Source organism: uncultured Dialister sp. (genome assembly GCF_900541605.1).
GTDB lineage: Bacteria > Bacillota > Negativicutes > Veillonellales > Dialisteraceae > Dialister.
Map to the genome: position 1 here is coordinate 1 of NZ_UQKJ01000114.1, position 5,860 is coordinate 5,860.

Consider the following 5,860-nt stretch of genomic DNA (forward strand, 5'->3'; position numbering starts at 1 on the left):
GTATAGCACATAGATACATTGATTTAAAGTAAAGTAATTAATGTCGTTTACTATATATGCTTATGCTATAAATCTAATTACACTCACGATGGTTCCGTAAAATTCCCATTCAATAAGTAAGTTAACAACTGTTGTACATAATGCCATCAATAGTGTTTTTTTTGCAATTTTTAATTTCACGTTTTCCTCTAATTTAGAATATTCCGGTAATAAGACATAGCAGTAATATCTTATCATTATAAAAAAATTCCAACACATAAATATCAAAAAAAATAAATGGAGTATCAATATTATAATAAATTCCCATATTTCTTAAAATAATAAGAAAGTTAGTTCCTCCAGTTATTATAAATAATAATCCAAATATTAACATGGATGCTCCCAATAAAATAAAAATTAAATATTTCTTTACGCTATGTATTCTATTTTCCATAATATCATAGATGACAATTCCGCAAAGTGAAATAACAATCATTACTATTGCAGCTGCCCCTAGAAAAAAAGAGACACCAGTAACTATCATTTACTACCTCCCAAACAGGAAAATCAATCTTCTGTGCTAAAGATATGCTGGGTTCTTTGTTTAAACTCATTCTCATCATAATTAGTTGGACTTAATTTTTGTATATAATAAATATAACTTTCTTTACTTTCGAACATTTTTTCTGCAATATACGATTCCAGTGCTCCTGATGATAGTAAAGCAATATCATCTACGGTTCCAGAAAGCAGTAAAGGTATATGCCATTGAATGGCATAACCAATGATAATAGGTGAAATTAGATCCTTACCAGCCAAATCTCCGACCATTCCTCCTGCAATTCCAGTTATCAATTTACCGCGATTATCCGTCGTTAATAAATCTCCTACAGTTAATATCCTGCTAGCCGTTTCTGCCCATCTCGATATTCTCGTTTCGTTATAGAAATTCTCTAAAAATCCTAAACTATATTCTCCATATTGAATCTCATTGCTTTGAAAAATCGTTCGTCCCTTAGATATTTCATATTCCAAATCATACCGTAGTGCCTCAAGATTTCCTTGTACACTTTTCTTATCATCCCATTTTATCTGCAGATTATATTTAAGTGCTATTTCATTATACAGTTTTCGATCAATTGCTTTATACTCTGGTTTATTAACTATTACTTCAGGTAATGTATATATAGTATTAGCGTGCCAAACGCCATGAAGAGCTTTTTGTGAAGCGGGATATTCTGCCGCTTCACTCATGTTAATATATGTTGTCAACAACCTAACAAGCTCAACTGGATTCTTAGTTTCTGACGACATCTCTAATTTAAAAGCTTTGTTTAAATCGCCTTGTGCTATTGCGGATAATCTATTCCATTTCGTCCCCATTAGTAGTGTATAACTGCCGTCACCATTGTTCTCTGTAACTTTACCTATTACTGCTCCAAGAACCGTACTTATCCCCTGTACGACATCCGAATGTTGTACTACCCATTGAATTCCCTTTGTCTGCTCTATATACTTTACAGCGAATTCATTTACACTGCCGGATAGGGCCCCAGTCCAGGTACCTTTCCCACTCATGCTTCCGGTCAGAGCTCCCAGTGCTCCGTGAAGCAGCACTTTTTCTTTGGATCCTTCTTTCCAGCCGTAGTGGGCGGAAACTTCATGAATAGCCTGGTTTCCCACTATGTTCATTATCTGAATGAGTTCCTGTTTTTCTTCCAACTTTTTACTGTCGAAAATCTCTTTCAGATGATTCAAACTGTTCTTCGTATCTCGGTTCAGGGCAGAAATATCCTGTTTCTTCATGCCTGTAATCGTTATATGACCTTCCGCCACAGCAGATTTCGTGATACTACCGGCTTTTCCTACTGCCGGTGTACGGATCTGCGGCGTCAGGCCACGGGCATTGAGGGGCACGTTTTTATCCTTAGGTGCATAAGAGAGGCCAGCTCCCCCCGCTTTATACTCTGCTCTGTTGTTTATATCCTCCCAGCTCAGGATACCGGTCTGCAGGCTATTATTCTCTTCCTTGGCTTCACTGGCAATGACTGCCCCTTTCAGATGGGTATTGCCACCCGTCCGGACGGCAAAGCCTTCTTTCCCGGCATATATTCCGGACTGTTCTGTTACAGAAGCATAATCTGAATCCATGTGATCTCTACCGGCTGATGCGTAGCCAGCCGCCTTGCCTGTGCCAGGCGCATAGCCCACAGATATACCGACCTGTTTTCCCTTTTCGTGGTATCTCTTTATATCCTGCTCGCTCTCCATGGCCAGGCTGCCGCCGATGTCTGCCGTTATCTTCCCTCCGCTGATGCGGCTTCCCTTGATAGCTGTGTCCTTCCCGCTTTCCAGCCGAACTCCCTGAGTCCCTTTTATCTGACTGCCGGTATGGGTAAGGTCTTCCTCTTCCACGGTCTGCTTTCCCTTACTGTAGGAACCATGGGCTCCGGTAAATCCGGTACTTCCGAAGCCTGCTCCCAGGCTGGCGGAGGAGGATGTGTCTTTTTCCGTAGTCCTGCTCCTGTTTTCTCCGGACAGGATACGGATATTTTCTCCGGCCTCCAGGTATACGTCATCTGCCCTAAGGCTGCTGCCTTTGACCGTAAGGTCTTTATCTGCCTTCATCTCCAGGGACTCTCCGGCAGTAAGCTTGCTTCCGGTTATTTCAGCCGCCACGTTTTCCATGGTGTAATGGGATTTAAATGTGCCCAGAGATACGTCCACTGCCACACTTCTTCTCGCTTTGTTATCGGTTTTGGCTTCCGCCATCTCGATGTAGTCACGATTAATGATTCCCTGCAGGTCATTCTTCATCCCCTCCGGCAGGATCCCCTCTTTTTCTGTCGCTTCTATGAGACGGCCTGTGGATGCTGCATCTCCCTTCATCTGTTCGATGGTCTTTACATTTTTCATATAGCCGCCGATGGCATCATACAGATTTCTTACCCCCTGGGCGTCATAGAGAGCAGAGAGACGACGGTCCTTTACTTCACCGGACCGCCTGAAAGGCGCAGTCATGGAATCCACCGTACTGACGAGGTTTCCGCCTAAAGATACAGTGAGTCCGCTTCGTTTGTATTTGTGGTCTTCCTTTGTTGTGTAAACGTTGTCTTTCCCGGATACCAGGATATTCTTTCCGGTCACGGTCATGTTTTTCCCGGCAGTCAGGTCTGAGGATTCTATGGTCACTGCGTTTCCGGAAGAGAGGGATACATTTCCTTCCGTGCTTCCCAGGAGGCTTCCTTTTTGCGAGATGACCGCTTCTTCGTAGTGGTCTTTTCTCTTTTCACTTCCGATGGTGAAACCGAAATCGCCACCGCCCAAGAGCCCGCTCTTCCGGACTTCCTTCTCAAAGTCGTGGACTTCCCTCTCTTCAGTGCTGGTAATGGTGGTATTTCCGCCTGCCGCTACTGTCACGTCATGATTGGCAATGATCCGGGAGCCGGAGACATGAGTGTCCTTTCCGGAAAGGATGGATACGGTGTCTCCAGAAATAATGGCGGGTGATGCTTTCTTCTCTTCGTCATGGCTTCTGATGGCGGTAGTCTTTGAGGACAGGAATCCCTTTTCCTTGTATTTCAGGCCATAGTCGTCCCTGGCTTCATTATATCCGTTCGCAACTGTCACGTCACCTCTGGCTGCTGCAGTGACCGCACCGTTTTTCGAGGCAATGACTGCATTTCTGATGGAGACATGCTCTCCTGAGGCCAGGATAATGTCTTTTCCTGCAGCCAATGTATCAGAGGTTTCCGTTTTCCTGTAAGTGCGGATATAGTTATCCCTGTTTTCAGTCATGTCCTTTTTCGCCTGCAGGCTGTCCGTATCGAGGATGAAATCCTTTCCTGCCTTGAGAATCATGGAGCCCTTATCTCCCAAGGCTTCCAGTGTAGCACCGGTGAGGTGGATATCTCTTCCCGACTCCATAAGGAGGACTCCCTCTTTCCCCTTTACCGCAATACCGGCGGTGGTGTTAAGGATGTCCTGGTTCTTCCCGTGGAGGATGGTATTTCCCATGGAGATATCCCTGCCTGCCGTAAGGGCTGCCCGGTCTTCACCGGTGATGAGGCCCTGCTGGGTTATGTCTCTTTCTGCTTTAAGTGCAATGTCTTTGCCCAGGATGCTCCCCAGGTTGACCACATCATTTCCCTTCAGGACCACCGTATTTCCGAGGATGGAGGCGTTATTCTCCAGTGTCTTTTTCGTCTCCGCCACCAGAGTATCGGCGCTGATCAGGCTGCCGTCAGACGTGAGAGTCATGGTCTCCGGCTTCAGGTATACCTTCGGATAGAGGACTTCATAGGTCTTTCCATGAACGGTGACCATGGTCGTTTCCAGCCAGACCATGTCACTGGTAAGGCCTGCCATCTGTTCTTTGGTAAGAGAAATGCCTGGCTTCAAGCCATACTCTTTTGCATAGGCTATGCCGGCATCCATCAGGGCCTTGTATTCTTCTTCATCGTCCGTATAGCCATTGATGTACCGCATGCCCGTAAGGCCTGCGACCTGCTGTCTCACCAGTTCCTGTTCATAGAATCCGTCTCCCAGCCGTTTGGTGACCCGATCCGGGTCCCAGGTCATCTGTCTGTACATGTAGTCTGAAGAAAGGAAGCGGTGCTGATTGATAAAGGCGGGATTCAAGCGTAAACCCGATACTAGTTCATATAAAAATAGACAGATGAAACAGGCGGCACTTCACCGCTCTTTTCTTCTGTCTCTATTGGCTTCAAGGTATCCTGGAATAGCCGATTTCTGAATGTTTCCCTTTCCCTCTCCTGGGCTGCCTGCTCCTGACGGACGAAGTTCATATCTCCCATGGCAGCAGCAGAAAAAGGCAAGGAAATGCCCGTAAGAGCCAAAGCCAGGAAAAGTACTCTCTCCATTTCCATAAGATCCATCCCCGAATTTATGAAAACAATGATAAATCCTATGCCCTTCTTTACAGGCATTATATCCCCTGGAGTAGATCCTGTAAAAGCCGGCATTCCGGGATTTTTTATAATTTTATAGGTGCCATATAACTGCACCGGATTCCGTAAATCAAGTAAAAGGCTGTAGAAAATATGGCTATCTATTTTTTACAGTCTTTATTTTCTAGGGAAGCACTGATTAAATCGTTGTCAGATTTCATTCTTGGATTTTTATGCAATGCGAGGAATAGCTCGACGCGAATAGCGAGCTATTTAAGGAGAGTTATGACGAAGCAGTGCATAAAAATCCTTATGAAATCTGACTCTGCGAATTAATCAGCGCTTCCTTAAGTCACCTCAGTCACTTCCTATAGTGCATGTACCAATTTATTAGCAAAGCATTAGATATCCCAAAAGTTGGTTGTGATTTTACCCTCGAAAAGGCATTTTAATATATGGGGGGGTAAATCAGAGGCCCTCTTAAGAGCAGGTGATTTTCACAAAAGTACACCCCATCCCTCAAATCCCAGGCAGAGGGAGGGGATGGAAACGAAAGCGCCTGTTTGCGCAGGGCTTCTCCTTTACCCGCCCGCTCCCGTCCGGACGGAAGCGGTAAGCAGGATCCTGCAACCGGCAAGACAAAGTTTCACAAATACAAAAACACGGAAAATATCGCCAATACTATCTCTACACGGAACGGCAGGCTTTGACGACCGATCCTAGAGCAGCGGGGAGCAGAGAGGAAAAGTCCATCTTATCCCACCAATCTTCTTCCTTGCTAATGCGCTGATGCCTGATTCATGGCGGCCTTCGATGCATGAGAGATTTCCGGCATAGGGTTCCGTGTTTTTGTGGTGTCTGAATAATACAGATTTGAGATTTGAGAGTTGAGAGTTGAGAGTTGAGATCCAGACTGTAAAATGGACCCCGAGTAGTGGACACATCCGAAAGTGAGGCCCCCGGATTTTGGA

4 protein-coding genes are annotated in these 5,860 nt (G+C 45.1%); 1 reads left to right on the forward strand and 3 read right to left on the reverse strand.

The annotated features are described in order from the left end of the window. Positions 1 to 193: 193 nt before the first annotated feature. Positions 194 to 523, reverse strand: a complete 330-nt coding sequence (locus QZR21_RS07595; RefSeq protein ID WP_296974717.1) for a hypothetical protein — start codon at positions 521 to 523, stop codon at positions 194 to 196. A 23-nt stretch (positions 524 to 546) separates the two neighbouring features. Further along, entirely contained in the window at positions 547 to 3,996 is a 3,450-nt protein-coding gene (locus QZR21_RS07600) for a hemagglutinin repeat-containing protein (protein WP_296974719.1), read from the reverse strand. Between QZR21_RS07600 and QZR21_RS07605 the strand changes: the two genes are divergently transcribed. After that, the gene (locus QZR21_RS07605) at positions 3,976 to 4,581 is read left to right on the forward strand and encodes a hypothetical protein (protein ID WP_296974721.1); all 606 of its coding nucleotides are present in this window, start codon (positions 3,976 to 3,978) and stop codon (positions 4,579 to 4,581) included. The genes QZR21_RS07600 and QZR21_RS07605 overlap by 21 nt on opposite strands. A gap of 53 nt (positions 4,582 to 4,634) precedes the next feature. On the opposite strand, the gene QZR21_RS07610 is transcribed toward QZR21_RS07605, so the two are convergent. After that, positions 4,635 to 5,006, reverse strand: a complete 372-nt coding sequence (locus QZR21_RS07610) for a hypothetical protein (RefSeq protein ID WP_296974724.1) — start codon at positions 5,004 to 5,006, stop codon at positions 4,635 to 4,637. Positions 5,007 to 5,860: the final 854 nt, after the last annotated feature.